Source organism: Streptomyces cyanogenus (assembly GCF_017526105.1).
Classification (GTDB): Bacteria; Actinomycetota; Actinomycetes; order Streptomycetales; family Streptomycetaceae; genus Streptomyces; species Streptomyces cyanogenus.
This window is the reverse complement of sequence record NZ_CP071839.1, coordinates 8512589-8526379: the sequence shown is the minus strand read 5'-3', so window position 1 is coordinate 8526379 and position 13791 is coordinate 8512589. Positions and strand designations below refer to the sequence as shown.

Here is a 13791-nt window from a genome sequence, read left to right as displayed (position 1 = left end):
GCCAAAACGGCCCGTTTCATGCCGCATACACATAACAGTTTATATGCCATATTGCATATGTAATGACTATGAAAGGTATGTCATGAAGATCGCGGTAATCGGCGGTACCGGGCTGATCGGGTCGCAGGTCGTGAGGAACCTGACCGCGGCCGGGCACGAGGCGGTGCCTCACTCGAAGTCCACCGGAGTCGACATCATCAGCGGTCAGGGACTGGAGGAGGCGACGTCGGGAGCGGACGTCGTCGTCAACCTGACGAACTCCCCGACCTTCGACGAGGCCTCCCTGGGCTTCTTCCAGACCTCGATGGACAACCTTCTGGCCGCGGCCCACAAGGGCGGCGTCGGCCACTTCGTCATTCTCTCGATCGTCGGCGTGGACCGGGTGCCGGAGCTGGACTACTACCGGGCCAAGGCGCTCCAGGAGAAGATCCTCGCGGCCGGACCGATCCCCTACTCGATCGTCCGGGCGACGCAGTTCATGGACTTCATGGACGCGGTCCTGTCGTGGACCGCTGACGCCGACACCGTCCGGCTGCCCGCCACCCCGATCCAGCCGATCGCCTCCAGGGACGTGGCCGCCGCGGTGGCGGAGGTCGCCGCCGGAGCCCCGCTGAACGGCATCCGCAACATCGCCGGCCCCGAGGTCTTCACCCTGGACGAGGTAGGCCGGATCACCCTGGCCCACAAGGGCGACCACCGTACCGTCGTGACCGACCCCACCGCCGGCATGTTCGCCGTCGTCAAGGGCGACGTCCTCACCGACACGGACGCCCACCTCGCCCCCACCCGTTACACCGACTGGTTGTCCTGACACCCCCACCCACTGCTTGTCCTGTCCCAGCCCGGCGGTCCTTGCCTTGCGAGGGCCCGCCTGCGTTCCTGTCGGCGCACCAAGGTTCCACCCGGAGGGTAGCCGCCGTCCTTGGGTGTCGCAGCGCACTGTGCAGCGGTGGGTGGCGAAGGAGTCCGGAGCATCGAGGAAGCGGTGCCGGCTCGGTGACAGCCCCGGATACCGGCCCTTCAGCGTGCCCAGGCCGACGCAGAAGGCTTCGTCTTCCAGTCCTCAGCTCCTGCAGGTCCTCGGACGATCCACGAATGCGATGGATCGCCCGGTACACGCCTGGAGAGGTCGCCCGGGAGCTGTCCGCAGCTCGACATGCCGGCGCGCGCGAGCAGCAGACGGTGATCCCGACACGACGCGCTGGCACACGCCTACTTTCGCGAACGGGGCCGCGCCCACGCTCTGCGCATCCGCCTTCGGCGACATCGAATTCGCCGACTTCTCGACCGGATGAGAGCTCCTCGCCGCCCTCGGCGTCATGCCCCCTTCCCCGGCGCAAGGTGGTCTCTCCATGCGCCGTTGAAGACAGCAGGCGAAAGGGCACTACGCGGTGGGTCAGCGGTTCTGAAGTGTCTCCAGGTGCCGCCGCGATCAGTCACTGGGTGCGAGGGCCGATTAGTTGTAGCAAGACCATCCTGCTGTGCTGTGGACCGGTTTCAGTACTGGCGTCGCCGCCTGTTGCGCGCGCGTCCGAGCTTGCGATGCAGGCGCGCGCCTCGTGGGTCCTTGAGCTCTACGAGCAAAGCGGCCGCCTCGATACGGGAGTCCTCGTGCGTGGCCCGGGAGGCCGCGATGGCTGCGAGCACGTCGGCACCGCGTGCGTCGCCGTGCCGTGCGAGCACCTCCGCAGCTGCAACTCGTGCGAAGTCGGGCACCAGCGCGCTTTCGCCAGCCACAGCGTCCCAGTCCTGGAGGAGACGGGCCAGGGTGTCCCCACCGCGCGGATCACCCAGCCGGGTGAGTTCCATGGCGGCATGTAGGCGCGACAGGAAGGCAAACGGGCCCTCGCCTCCGGCGCGGGTCTGCTGTTGGATGGCTTCGAAGCCGCGTGGATCTCCCAGACGAACCAGCCTTGTGCCCGCTTGGAGATTAGCGTGGAAGCCCTCTTGGGTCGCCATGCCCGCCAGTGCGTCCGCGCCGCGCGGGTCTCCCATCCTGGCCAGAGCCTCGGCGGCGTCCATACGCAGCCTGTCCCGTTCCATGAGGCTTTCGATGAACCCGCCGACGTCGAGGGGTTCCTGGTTCTCTTGCGAGGTCATCTGCGTGTGGATGTACAGTCCTGCGTCCGCACTCGACGAGTAGCTGGTGCGACGCAGGCCGTCCTGCGAGGTCTCCTGCGTGTGGATGTACAGTCTTCCGTCCGCGCCCAGCGAGTAACTGATGTGCCACCGCACCGCGGGCGAAGGGCGCGCATACGTCTTCAGGGCTTCGCCGGCGGCCAAGGCGCGTAACGCGTCCCGTCCAACAGGATCCCCGAGGTGCACGAGGCAGAGGGCGGCGAAGAAGCGTGCCCGGCCAGTGGCTGAGTGGCCCAAGGCCACTTCGGACAGACGGAGGGGACCGCGAGGGTCGCCCGCTGTGGCCAGTTTCTTGGCAGCGTGGACATGAAACCCGGCGTCGCCCCTGGCATCCCGGGAGAGTGCTGCCAGAAGGGCGCGTCCGCGCTCGTCGCCGAACTCCGTCAACGTCGAGGCGGCCTTCAGTTTCTGCGTCCCTGAGTCATCCGCCGCGGCCAGTTCCGCCAGCAGATCGGCACTGCCCGGGTGATGTGCTTCGGTCAGGATGATCGCGAGGTCGACACGGTCCGCCCCGTACGGGAAGGCGTCGTCGTCTCTCAGGAACGACGCCAGGAGGTCCGCCCCACGCGAACCGTCGAGGCCGACGAGCTCCCGTGCGGCTTCCCTGCGTTCCAACCCGCCCACGTACCCGAATTTCCGAGAGTCGGCCACGAGCGCCGCGAGCATGTCTGCAGCCGCCGAGTGCCCCAGCCTGTCCAACGTCACCGCCACACGGACCCGAAGGTGCGGGTTCAGGACGCCATGAGGAGTAGCGGCGGCGTCCCAGGTGCGGAGGAGGGCATCGATGGCCGTCCGCTGAAGCGTGGGGCCGATCCTGACTCGATCGACCACGAGGTCCGCGATGAAGCCGGCCCCGGAGAGCTGCCCGGCGCACTCGTTCAGATTCTCCTTGACCCCGGCACGGCCCCGGTCGATCCAGGAAGCGACAAGAAAGCGGGCGAATGAGTTCTCCTCGGCGGCCAGTCTGCCGATCCGTCCGGGGCGGGACTGGCCTTGGCCGAAGAGTTCCACGAACTCCGTGTCGCTCCGGTCCTCGTCACAGCTGATCTGCCGAGCAGCGAGGAAATCGGCGATCGTCTGGTGCAGGAAGGTGAAGTCCTGGCCGACAGGGACCAGTACCCCGCTGCGTCGCAGGATGTCGCGCAGCAGCGCGGGCCACTGATGCTTCAGTTCATCCGGACACAGTGGACGTCCCCATTCGGTCAGCTGCTCGAAGGCGCTTGTCGTATCGCCGTCGCGGCGAGCCAGTGCAAGCCTGCCGAGAAGATCGAAAACATGGTTCGGCAGCATCTCAGCCGCCTTGGCGACAGTGGTGCCGTAGCGCTCGGCGGCGAGCCGCATTTGCTCGACGATCCCCGAGGAGTCGCTCCTGAACTGGCGTGTCCGCAGGCCGACGATGAAGCTCTCGTAGATGTCGTAGCGGCTCCTCGGCATCGCTTCGTCTGGGCGCGCTGTGAAGAGGCGGCAAAGCAGTCCAGCCATCAGAGGTACCCGCGCCAGCTCCTCCAGCCCGGCGCGGCCGAGCTGCGTGCCGAAGCGGGCGGCGGCGTCCTGTGGGTCCGGGAGCCGTGCGGCCGTGAACCAACGGACGGCGAATGCCTCGATTTCGTGCGCCTCCAACGGCAACAGTTCGAAGAGCCGAACCGTCCACCCCGCTGGCGTGGGTATCCCCTCCTCCGGCAGAAAGCGCGTAGTGAGGACGATCTGGTAGACGTCGCTCTGCCTGTGGATCGCGGTGATCGTCTCGAAGACCCTTGCCCGGGCTTCGTAGCTCACGACCTCGTCAAGACCATCAACGAGAAGGAGCCAGCGGGCTCGCGCCGCCGGTGCAAGGTCGAAGAAGTCCGGCGACAAGCCCATTTGGGTACCGCCGCCGAGGACGGTGTTGGCACCTCTTGCTATGGCCTGGGCCCACGGCTCGTCAGTGGCCAGGGCTGCGGCGTTCAACCGGACGGGGACCAGCGAGGCTTCCTCGCGCCGCAGCCATCGGTCGGCAAGCGAGATCATGCCGGTTCGAAGCAGACTGGACTTACCCGTCCCTGGCCCGCCGATCAACACTGTATCGCCATCGAGGTCCAGCACCGTTTCCGCCGGCAGCCGCCCGTCCGCAACCTCGGGCCTGTCCACCTTTGGGGTCGCACGTGGGACTTCGCGCTCGTGTACGCGTTGGGGCGCGTACACGGCAGAGAGGAACGGCGCGTCATTCACGCCTTCCCAGTAGGTGTCGTGCCGCGCCGCCTGCTTGGCCTCGTAGGTGTCGTGCCGCGCCGCCTGCTTGGCCTCCTTCAGGTACTTGCGGAGCTGGGGACCGGCGAACTGCCGGCCACCAGCCAGCAACTGGCTGTCGGACAGCGTCTTCAGCCAGGGCAAGTGGGCTATGACTGCCGACTCATCCATACGGCGGGCTTCCGGGCAGCGGGCGAGGATCTGAGTTACCGACAGCAGGTGGGCGCTGCCCCTGCGGTTCGAGGTCGCCACCATTCCCATGACCGCGCCGGTCTTGAGATTGATCACTGCGCTGCCGCTGAAGCCGTCGACCACCTCGGTCCCCACTGCTCGCGGCAGTTCCAGGAGACCCTCCGGACTACGGAGCGCCTCGCCCTCATAGACGAAGCGAGCAGGCTCACCAGAACCGAACGTTCCCTCGGGATGGCCGTATGTCCACAAGGCATCGCCGAGTTCCGCCACATCGGACATGAGCACAGGTACTACCGGGATTGGTGGTTCAGCATCGGCATCGTCCTGCACCACCTTCAGCAGCGCCAGGTCCAACCCGCTCTCATCGCGGAAGTACGCGTCCGGCGAGACCGCAAAGGTGAGTTCACACTGCCGCACCACGATGCGACCGTGTACACGGTGCGGCAATGGGCTGCCTGCAGCGGCGATGACATGGGCGCAGGTGGCCACAGTGTCCGGTGTGATGAAGAAGCCGGTGCCCTGCAGCGGGCCTCTGCCGGTGGTCGTTGCCGGACTCTCCAGGCGTACGGTCGCTTCTCTCAGCAGCTCCCGGCAGCCGGCTCGACGGCTTACGGCTTCTCCCACTCCAGCCCCACTGTGAAGGTGGACCTGGCTGAGGCCTTGCCCACTACCGCGACGAAGGTGCCGGACTCCAGGGCGAATTCGCACCCGAACTGCACGGCCACTTTTGAAGCAGTGCTCTCCTGAAGTCGCGTGCCCATGGCGCGAGCCAGGCCCATCAACCCGTCCAGGGCCTGCTCCAGCGTGGGCCGACGTGAAGCAACCTCCGACTCGACACCGGGCCCAAACGCTGTCGGCTCCAGCGCCTGCACGGCCAGATAAACTGTCTGCCCCTCCACGTCCAAGGGCACCAACCGGGCACGATCTACGGCGCTGACTGTCGGCGTCTCCTGCCCCGCGAACTCCGTCACTGATTCCCCCTCCGTACGGAACCCCGAGAATCACGATTGCGCACTCACCGTAATAGAATCATCACGGCAATCGAGTGGGAAGAGGGAACAGCCTCAGGACTGCTCGGCGCGGTGCCGCCCGATAGTCCGTGGACAGTCCAACAGGGCATAGCCGAAGCGGGATGGACTCCGGGCGCTCGTCTCCGTCGACGCAGGCCGGGTGATGCTGCGCTCGAGACTGGCACCGAAATGGCGACGCCGGTGATCGCGTTGGCGGCGCAGTCGGTGAACCAGGTGATCCACGGTCAGCGAGTCGTGCCGTCGACATGGACCAGCATCGGCGCCTGCATGCGGTCGGCCTACCACACTTGGTTACGCCAGCCCTGCGGCCGGGCCAGGAACACATCATGCTTGCGCGCCGCCCGCTCCCCCACCCGCAAGCTCGGCCCGCTCCCCCGGCGGCAGATCAGGGCGATCGCCCGGTGCAGCGTCGGAATCGACGGAGGCGGCTCCCCCTCGCCCCTGGCCGCGCGAGCGGGCAGCTCACGATGGACCGCCGCGAGGTTCCCCTTCCACAGCGCCAGCAGAGCCCGGCCATCAGTAACCGTGACCGCCCGGGATACGCGACCCCCTCCCCCGGTTCACGGGCCGCAGCCTCGTCCCGCTCGGCGGCCGCCAGCCACCGCCACACCGCACGCTCCCGTATCCCGAGCACGTCCGCCGCCGACCTCAGCTGCCCAGCGCTTCCCCTCCCGCCGCAAGGCCGGCAGACGGCGCACCGCCGCCCCCGCAACGCGCGAATCGACACAGCCAGCAACACACCACTCGCCCCTTACGGGGCCGGACCCTGCTCTCCCTGAATCACCCCGGAGCACACCAACATCCATCGGCCAGCGGATCAGAACTCACGAAACTGAGACAGCGTCACCCATCAGGCACTAGCGCCCCCGAACAGCGACGCCCCACGGAAATCACGCGTCCGGAACAGCTTCCCCAATCCTCTCAACCACCACTGACCAGCAGCAACACACCCAGGCGCGCTGTCACTCGCCCGCTGTCCTGAAACCGAGGGATCGCAGCAGGGGCTTTACGGACCAGGCTTTTGGCCGGATGATCGCGCTTTTCGCCGCACGTGGGATTGGTCGAGCGTGCTGCCATCGGTGTGCGTTATCGCGCTGTCACAGGTGCCGTGACCTTGAGAAACGTGAGATTCACTCTGAAGGCGGTTTTCGGCGGCCGCCCCGCAGTGGAAGCTCGCGGAGCCAAGCCAGAGCAAAGGAGGCAGAACACGTGGCCTACCAGCACAGGCGAGTCACAGCGGTGATCGGCACCGCGGTGGCTGCCGCAGCTTTCTTCTGCAGCGCGCCCTCAGCACACGCTCAATCGGTTCCCGGGGGCACGATCCCAAAGGTCCCGCTCTCGCCTGGGGACCCGATCCGTCCGAAGGGCGTGACATTCTTCCCGCCGGGTCCAGTCATCCCGAAGGCCCCGCTCGTGTTCTACCCGCCGGACCCGGTCATCCCGAAGGCCCCGACCCTGTTTTGGCCGCCGGGTCCCATCATCCCGAAGGTCCCGCTCGTGTTCTACCCGCCGGGCCCCATCATCCCGAAGGTCCCGTTCTTCCCGCCGGGCCCGATCCGCCCGGGCGGAACCAGCGGCGGAGGTGGCGGCGGCAGCGATGGCGGCGGATCCGGCGGCGGAATTGGCGGTACCGACTAAGGGCTGTCCCGCAAGGATCTCCCCGTCGTCTCCGCTATGGCGAACCGACGTGTAACCCTCTTGCCTACCGGCCGAGTTGTGCACGTGGGCGATGCCGAGCATGGCGTGGTGGACGCCATCGCCTTTTAGGCGGCAGTCGCGGAGTATCTTGCTAGTCCTCATACGGGCGAAGACGTGCTCGACGCGGGCCCGGGCGCATGACTAGTAGTGCTTCGTTAGGTTCTCGTTCTGCTGGTCGGCAGGGGCCGGCCGCAGGTTGTGCAGCCGCCGGTCCCGCACCTCAGCAGGTCCTGGAGCTCCTCCAGGACCTGGTAGAGGGTCAGACCGGCATCTGGGCGTTTGGGGCGAGCCGTCGCAGGGTGAGGAACCCTAGGTGGCGGTGACGAGGGTGACGTAACGGTGCCAGCCGCGCCAGGTGCGGCCTTCGAAGTGCTCCAGGCCCAGGCCACGCTTGACTGGGGTTCCGTCGAGAAGCGGCCAGACCTGATCGGGCTGAACGTTTTCCGAGTAGCCGTTGGTTCACGGAGCAGGTGGCCGACCAGGTCGAACGCTGCCGCATCGCGTGGCGGGAAGCAGTGGAATGATCTTGCTGTGGCTGGTGTGATCACTGCGTCGGAGGGAGGTTCGTTCCCACCCGCGACCGCCCGGTGGCGGAACGGTCGAAGAACGACCGGTACTCCACCGCCCACTGGGTCGTCATCGACGCGGATACCCGTCTCGTCGTGATGGGCGGCCAACCGCTGCCCGGCAATCGGCACGACTCCCGCGGTAGGGAAGAGTCCGGTGCCAAGGCCGCCGTCGGCACGCCACCACGATCGCCGGCGGCGGCTATCCAGGCACCGAACTAGTAGTGATTCGTTACGTTGAGTAATATCGGCTGGTGTTGAGCTTCTTCGAAGGCCGTGCCTGGCGGCTGGGACCAGCACATCAGTCTCGTCACCGCGGCCCAAGCCTTCCTCACCGTGCGACGGCTCGACCTCAAAGCCCAGATGCCGGCCTGACCCTCTACCAGATTCTCGATTCACTCCAGGTCCTGCTGGGGTGCTGGACCGGCACCTGCACACCCTACGGCCGCCCTCACCGGCATCAGAACCCGACCCAGAACCTAACGAAGCACTACTAGGCTCATCGACCGCCGGATCGAAGAGGAGGAGCACCGGGAGGCCCAGCGACGCCGAACAGCGGATATGCGGTCGTCACCGTCGGACTGGCTGATCCCAGTATGTCTGATCCCAGTGCTGCCCCGACAAGACCTCGGGCCGCTCGGCGAGCATCCGGGCCAGTTCCGTGTTCGCCTCGGTGTCTTCGAGGTAACCCCGGCCGGACCAGAGCCAGCGCGGGGCGTCGGCGGGGTAGCGAGCCGGGGGGCGGCCACCGTTACATCCACGGCCCAGCCGCGGTGAGCTGCGTGACGTGCAACGGCCGGAGGCTGAAAACGGGCTCGGCCGGGAGCAGGACCTCGGCCGCCGGAAAATCAGGGACGGATCACCGTCCCGGCCTCGACCGAGGCGCCCCACTCGTACGGTCCCACGGGGGGCGCGACGCCTGAGTGAAACCAAGAGTGGCGCTCACGCTGGGGGCTCGAGGTGCCTGTCAGCCGATAGGCCACTACGCTCTAAAAGGGATGAGGTAGCGGTTCAGGACACGTCCCGCAACGGGCTCCCACATCGGTAGGTCTGCTGCCGGGCGACCTGCAATCCCTCGCTTTGACGAAGCGACCTCGACGACAGCGCCGCATCCCTCTTCGAGCGGCGCCATCAGCCTTCGCCGGACCTCACGCTTCGGCGTGAGGCTGGGGCCATCCCGTTCGTGCTGGGACAGCGCGAAACGTGGAAGAAGGAGCAGAGCCATGCGAGCACATCGCGCCAAGCGCGCCTTCGTCTGCGCCGCGGCCGGCTTCCTGCTGGCTAGCGGTACCGCAATCGGGGTGGCGGGCTCGGCCGCAGCAGCCGCGCCCTCCACGACGACCGTCTCGGTTCCCGAGGGCTGCTGGTGGCACAGCGGCTGGTACGACCAGTACCACCACTGGCACCAGGGCTATTGGGTCTGCCGCTGAACGGCAACGACCACAGGAACAACCGCTGATCTGACCGCCGTCCGGGCGAGTGGCCGGCGATACGACCAACTTCGGTCAGATCTCCCTCATCTGCTATTGCGACGGCACTGAAGTCGGATCTGGCCACTGCCCGCAGTGGTCCAGGCCGATCTCGCAGCCTGCGCGGTAGGCAAGTGGGGTTGTCCTCGCTACTGCGTCAGGACGCGAAGGTCAAGCTGCCACAAGCGTGGCCGCTGAGACGTCGCGGGCCAGCCGACGCCAGGCCGGGGAGGGCAGGCGGGTGCGGGCAGCGGCCTCCTGCTCGGTTCCACCTCCAGAAGAACCCGTAGACCGTCTCCCGCGGTGGGAAGTCGCGGCTAGAGCTCTCCACTTCGCACCGTTGTCGACGATGTAGCGGATGCCGTCGACGATCTCCGTCGGACGGGTATCAGCGGCGACGGGAGACAGCCGACATGGCGGGCTCGGCAGGGTGATCGGCGGCGGGGGCTCTTTGGAGAGCTGGGCGAGGGTGGCGCGAACCCCGGTGAACTGTGCGGTGGCGGCCCACGGGGGCCCCGGGCGATCCCAATGCTTCACAGGACTGCGCCCGGGGGTCCGATGCCGTGCATGGCCTGAACCGGCAGCGGCCCGAGGCAGTTGGTCGCCTCCTCGGGGCGACCGCGAGAAACTCTCCGGGACCGGGCCTGTGCGAGGGGGTCGCGGTGTCTGTGATCGCCGGGCCGATAGCCCGCGGAACAGTGCCGGCTCCCGGGGGCCCCTGATGAAGCGTGGCGGAAGGGCATGGCCGCGGCCGGCCGACTTTCCCAACTGCGGCTCGAGCCGGTGACGCAGACGCTCCCCCGGACTGCCACTGCAGCGGCCCCGCTCATGCGCTGCTCCGACCCGGCCGTCGTCACCGTCACCGAGCAGCGGCTGAACGCCGTGGCAGACGGGGAGAACACCGCGCGCGCCACCACCGCCCGATCGACCGTTCCCCTCACCACACGAGCATGCCCACCCGCTGTCACGCACCAAGGATCGGGAGTCAGCGGAGCAGGGCCGCAACGCTGTCACCGGAGCGGATGTAGCAGCTCTCCGCGATTGGCATGCGCTGGACGTAGCGGGGGTGTGGATGTCCCGGCGGGCCGGCGGCATCTCTGTGACGTGCTGTCCCTACACCCTCGACGGAATGTGTAAAGAGCGTACGGAGCCCCCAGACTGATTCCAGGGCCTGAGCCGGGCCGAACAGCTGACGACGAAGAGCACACAGCAGGCCTTCGAGTCCAGCGCGGGGCGGACAACGAACCGCCCGCCCCCCGGCGCGGGCCGTCCTCCGTCCCGCTGGTTTCCCGCAGCCCGCACCGGCGGCGCTCGGTCTGCGGTGGGCCGGGCTCCGTTCGGGCTCAGCGCGCCGCGGCCAGCTGTGCGGCGGCGTTGTCCAGCAGGGTGTCCAAGACGACCTGGTAGGCGCTGTGGGGCATGCAGGCGGCCAGGAGATGGGCGGTCGCGGCGATGTTCGGGTAGGACTCGGCGGGTAGCCGGGCGTACGTGGAGGTCCACATCTCCTCGTCTCTCGTCCGGGCCTCCTGCGTCAGGACAAGTGCGCCGGCGTCGAGGGCGGCGAAGGCCAGGCTGAGGTCGATGAAGGCGTGGTAGAGGCGGACGGCGGCGGCGTCGGGGAAGCCGGCCGAGCGCAGGATGCCGAGGATCGTCTCGTCGACCGCGATCTCCCGCGGCCGGCCGGTGACCCGGCTCGCGGTCAGCGCAGCCGCCTGCGGGTGGGCGAGGTACGAGGCGTGGATGGCCAGCCCGAGAGATCGCAGGTCGGCCCGCCACTTCCCGGTGGCGGACCAGTTGTCCAGAGCCCGTCCCATCAGCTCCTCGCCGATGGCCCGGGTCAGGTCGTCCATCCCCGAGAAGTACCGGTAGAGCGTGCTGGGGTCGGCACCGAGGGCGGTGCCCAGGCGACGGGCGGTGAGGCCGGCGGTGCCGTGCTCGCGCAGCACCCGCAGCGCGGTCTCCACGATCAGCTTCTCCGACAGCACGGTGCCCTGCCGAGTCGGCCGGCGCCTGCGCCGCGCCGACTCCGGCACCACCTGCTTGGCCATGCGGATCACACCCTCTCCACCGCCACGAGGGCGGCCCTTATGCCAACAGGGTTGACCTTACCTCGCGCCGTCCCGTTGCATCAGGGCATCCACAGGGCCCATGCCCTTACGCAGGAAAGGTGTCTGGCATGCGTGTACTCCTGGTGGGCGCGGGCGGGGTCGGCACGGCCGTCACCCGCATCGCGGCCCGTCGCGACTTCCTGACCCACATGGTCGTGGCCGACTACGACCCGAACCGGGCCGAGGCGGCCGTCGCCGCGCTGAAGGAACACGGTGACCGGTTCAGCGCCCGGCGCCTGGACGCCTCCGACGAGGAGGGGGTGCGCCGGCTGCTCACCGAGGAGCGCTGCGACGTTCTGCTCAACGCGACCGACCCCCGGTTCGTGATGCCCCTGTTCCGCGCGGCACTCGAGGCGGGCGCGCACTACCTGGACATGGCGATGTCGCTGTCCGCCCCGCATCCCGAGCGCCCGTACGAGGAGTGCGGAGTCAAGCTCGGCGACGGCCAGTTCGAGCTGGCCGAGCGGTGGGCGGACGTCGGTCGTCTGGCCCTGGTCGGGATGGGAGTGGAGCCCGGCCTGTCCGACGTCTTCGCCCGGTACGCCGCGGACGAACTCTTCGACGAGATCGACGAGATCGGTGTCCGTGACGGAGCCGACCTGACCGTGGAGGGCTACGGCTTCGCCCCCTCCTTCAGCATCTGGACCACCATCGAGGAGTGCCTCAATCCCCCGGTGGTCTACGAGAAGGACCGCGGCTGGTTCACCACCGCGCCGTTCAGCGAGCCCGAGGTCTTCGACTTCCCGGAGGGCATCGGCCCGGTCGAGTGCGTGAACGTGGAACACGAGGAGGTGCTGCTGATCCCTCGCTGGGTGGACGCCGGCCGGGTGACCTTCAAGTACGGCCTGGGCAACGACTTCATCGCCAAGCTGAAGACCCTGCACGAGCTGGGCCTTGACTCCACCGCCAAGCTGACCGTCCCGGGCGAGGACGGACCCGTCAGAGTGTCTCCGCGCGATGTCGTCGCCGCATGCCTGCCCGACCCGGCCGGCCTCGGCGAGCGGATGACGGGAAAAACCTGTGCGGGCACCTGGGTGAAGGGCACGAAGAACGGCGCACCGCGCGAGGTGTACCTCTACCACGTGGTCGACAACCAGTGGTCCATGCGCGAGTACGGCTCCCAGGCCGTGGTCTGGCAGACCGCCGTCAACCCCGTCGTCGCCCTCGAACTGCTCGCCACCGGCGCCTGGACGGGCACGGGTGTCCTCGGCCCCGAAGCCTTCCCGCCCCGCCCCTTCCTGGACTTGCTCACCGAATACGGCTCACCGTGGGGCCTGCGCGAGCAGAACTGACACCAAGCGGGCACCGGGCCCAGATGACCGCGCCAGGCTGATGACCGGGGTGACCAGACCAGTAGTGCTTCGTCCGGCTTTGGGGTCGAGCCGCCGCACGGTGAGGAAGGTCTGGGCGGCGAGCGTGATCGACGCACAGTGTAGGTGGACGGCGGCTACCGTCAGCACCTCGTCGAGCACGCCGCCCGCCTCGGCATCGACATGGAAATCGTCCAACGCACCCCCGGAACCGAATGATTCCCAACGGTTGGACCGTGGAGCGCACCTACGGATGGCTGATGTTCAGCCGCCGCCTCACGCGCGACTACGAGATCCCGCCCGCCCGCTCCGAAGCCGTGATCCAACTGGCCATATCCGACCTCATGGCCCGCCGCCTCACCGGCGAAGCAACCATCTCCTGGCACGACCAGACATCCCCCGGATCAAACGCCAATTCCGGGATGAAGCGCCGGAAGAAGACGACCTCTGAGTCGCCCGCAGGGTCTGCCGGGGATGGTTCTTGACGTCGCCCACGGTTCCGGGCCCTGCCCTGACGGCGAAGGCATCACTGCCGTAGTCGGCTGTGACCCCGGAGGCTGTGCGGACGTTGACCGGCCGAGCGCCTCTGCCGGAGGAGCCGGAGGAGCCCCTTGGGTCCGGGACTGACTAGAATCAACAATCGAGCTGCGTGGCACCGGAGTTGGGGGCGCGATGCCGAACGTACTGACCATTCCACTCGACGGCGGGGAGCAGCTCCACGTCGAGGTCGAACAGCGGGATGACAACGGCTGGGACCGAGCCGGCCGGGCGCAGGACGCCGTCCTGGCAGCCGGCAGGACCCTTCAGGAGGCGCTTGCTCCCCTGCGACCCGCCATGCAGGCCGTCGTCGGCGAGCTACGCGCGGGCGTCGCTCCCCCGGACAGGATCAGTGTGGAGTTCGGCATCAGGTTCTCCGCGGACGCGGGTGTCATCGTTGCGCGGACGGCCACGGAGGCGAACCTCACCGTCTCGGTGGAGTGGAATCGTCCAGCCGACAGCCCCGCTGGACGATGACCGCCAGCGAGCCTGGGTTAGCCGGTGCCGTCGCCCGG

At 68.0% G+C, this 13791-nt stretch carries 8 protein-coding genes and 5 pseudogenes; 7 read left to right on the top strand and 6 right to left on the bottom strand.

The features are described 5' to 3' along the window. Positions 1-82 precede the first annotated feature (82 nt). Positions 83-811, top strand: a complete 729-nt coding sequence (locus S1361_RS37630; protein WP_208036281.1) for an SDR family oxidoreductase — start codon at positions 83-85, stop codon at positions 809-811. A 686-nt stretch (positions 812-1497) separates the two neighbouring features. Here S1361_RS37630 and S1361_RS37625 read toward each other — a convergent pair. From S1361_RS37625 to S1361_RS39685, 4 genes and pseudogenes are all read right to left on the bottom strand, one after another. Further along, positions 1498-5181, bottom strand: coding sequence for a trypsin-like peptidase domain-containing protein (locus S1361_RS37625; RefSeq protein ID WP_279577645.1), 3684 nt, complete (start codon positions 5179-5181; stop codon positions 1498-1500). Then, on the bottom strand, positions 5166-5528 hold the full coding sequence (locus S1361_RS37620) for a CU044_2847 family protein (protein ID WP_208036279.1): 363 nt from the start codon (positions 5526-5528) through the stop codon (positions 5166-5168). Before S1361_RS37620 ends, S1361_RS37625 begins: the two co-directional genes overlap by 16 nt. A 1767-nt stretch (positions 5529-7295) precedes the next feature. Next, positions 7296-7418 (bottom strand): annotated as a pseudogene (locus tag S1361_RS37615) (IS5/IS1182 family transposase); the annotation flags it as partial. Positions 7419-7545: 127 nt separating this feature from the next. Continuing rightward, positions 7546-7679: pseudogene (locus S1361_RS39685) on the bottom strand (IS701 family transposase); the annotation flags it as partial. A 158-nt stretch (positions 7680-7837) separates the two neighbouring features. Here S1361_RS39685 and S1361_RS37610 point away from each other — a divergent pair. The 3 genes and pseudogenes from S1361_RS37610 to S1361_RS37605 all read left to right on the top strand — a co-directional run. Then, positions 7838-8079 (top strand): annotated as a pseudogene (locus S1361_RS37610) (IS5/IS1182 family transposase); the annotation flags it as partial. A gap of 24 nt (positions 8080-8103) precedes the next feature. Continuing rightward, positions 8104-8227 (top strand): annotated as a pseudogene (locus S1361_RS40465) (IS701 family transposase); the annotation flags it as partial. Between the two features lie 848 nt (positions 8228-9075). Continuing rightward, positions 9076-9282 carry a hypothetical protein gene (locus S1361_RS37605; RefSeq protein ID WP_208036278.1) on the top strand — a complete coding sequence of 69 codons (207 nt, stop codon included), beginning with the start codon at positions 9076-9078 and terminating at the stop codon, positions 9280-9282. A 1382-nt stretch (positions 9283-10664) separates the two neighbouring features. On the opposite strand, the gene S1361_RS37600 is transcribed toward S1361_RS37605, so the two are convergent. Beyond that, positions 10665-11369, bottom strand: coding sequence for a TetR/AcrR family transcriptional regulator (locus S1361_RS37600; RefSeq protein ID WP_208036277.1), 705 nt, complete (start codon positions 11367-11369; stop codon positions 10665-10667). A 128-nt stretch (positions 11370-11497) separates the two neighbouring features. Here S1361_RS37600 and S1361_RS37595 point away from each other — a divergent pair, with 128 nt between their 5' ends. Beyond that, complete coding sequence (locus tag S1361_RS37595; protein ID WP_208036276.1) at positions 11498-12721, top strand: saccharopine dehydrogenase family protein; 1224 nt, start codon at positions 11498-11500, stop codon at positions 12719-12721. On the opposite strand, the gene S1361_RS37590 is transcribed toward S1361_RS37595, so the two are convergent. Further along, positions 12692-12937 (bottom strand): hypothetical protein, encoded by a 246-nt coding sequence (locus tag S1361_RS37590; RefSeq protein WP_208036984.1) that lies wholly within the window; start codon positions 12935-12937, stop codon positions 12692-12694. The genes S1361_RS37595 and S1361_RS37590 overlap by 30 nt on opposite strands. Between S1361_RS37590 and S1361_RS37585 the strand changes: the two are divergent. Next, positions 12866-13134, top strand: a pseudogene (locus S1361_RS37585) (IS5 family transposase); the annotation flags it as partial. The gene S1361_RS37590 and the pseudogene S1361_RS37585 sit on opposite strands and share 72 nt — an antisense overlap. 277 nt (positions 13135-13411) lie before the next feature. Continuing rightward, a complete protein-coding gene (locus tag S1361_RS37580; protein WP_208036275.1) occupies positions 13412-13753 on the top strand; it encodes a CU044_2847 family protein in 342 nt (113 codons plus the stop codon). The last annotated feature ends 38 nt before the right edge of the window (positions 13754-13791 follow it).

Excerpts from the sequence above, each read along its gene's own strand:
- S1361_RS37595 (WP_208036276.1), top strand. The coding sequence starts at position 11,498 with ATGCGTGTACTCCTGGTGGGCGCGGGCGGGGTCGGCACGGCCGTCACC.
- S1361_RS37630 (WP_208036281.1), top strand. The coding sequence starts at position 83 with ATGAAGATCGCGGTAATCGGCGGTACCGGGCTGATCGGGTCGCAGGTC.
- S1361_RS37580 (WP_208036275.1), top strand. The coding sequence starts at position 13,412 with ATGCCGAACGTACTGACCATTCCACTCGACGGCGGGGAGCAGCTCCAC.
- S1361_RS37605 (WP_208036278.1), top strand. The coding sequence starts at position 9,076 with ATGCGAGCACATCGCGCCAAGCGCGCCTTCGTCTGCGCCGCGGCCGGC.
- S1361_RS37600 (WP_208036277.1), bottom strand. The coding sequence starts at position 11,369 with ATGGCCAAGCAGGTGGTGCCGGAGTCGGCGCGGCGCAGGCGCCGGCCG.